This window comes from Micromonospora sp. ATLC20 (assembly GCF_057196585.1).
In genome coordinates this window covers 1-425 of record NZ_JBXUOV010000432.1, presented here as the reverse complement: position 1 = coordinate 425, position 425 = coordinate 1, and the positions used below count along the sequence as shown (strand labels likewise).

At 68.5% G+C, this 425-nt stretch carries 1 pseudogene; it reads right to left on the bottom strand.

Annotated elements, in window-relative coordinates:
* A pseudogene (locus AC2CHG_RS31775) lies at positions 1-425 on the bottom strand (type I glutamate--ammonia ligase); the annotation flags it as partial.

The following is a 425-nucleotide window of genomic DNA, read 5'->3' as shown; positions in this document are numbered from 1 at the left end:
GGTGCAGCAGGCCGCCGATGTACCAGCGGGCGGTGTCGGACAGGCCGGCGTAGCCGGTCTCGTCGTAGAACAGCGGCTCGCCGCCACGCCAGAGGCTCTGGTGGGTGTGCATGCCGGAACCGTTGTCACCGAACAGCGGCTTGGGCATGAACGTCGCGGTCTTGCCGGCGGCCCAGGTCTCGTTCTTGACGATGTACTTGAACAGCTGGAGCTGGTCGGCGGCGTGCAGCAGGGTGGAGAACTTGTAGTTGATCTCCGACTGGCCGGCGGTGCCGACCTCGTGGTGCGACCGCTCGACGGTGAAGCCGCCGTCGACGAGGCGCCGCACGATCCGGTCGCGCAGGTCGGCGTAGTGGTCCACCGGCGGCACCGGGAAGTAGCCGCCCTTGTAGGCGGTCTTGTAGCCGCGGTTGCCGCCCTCCTCG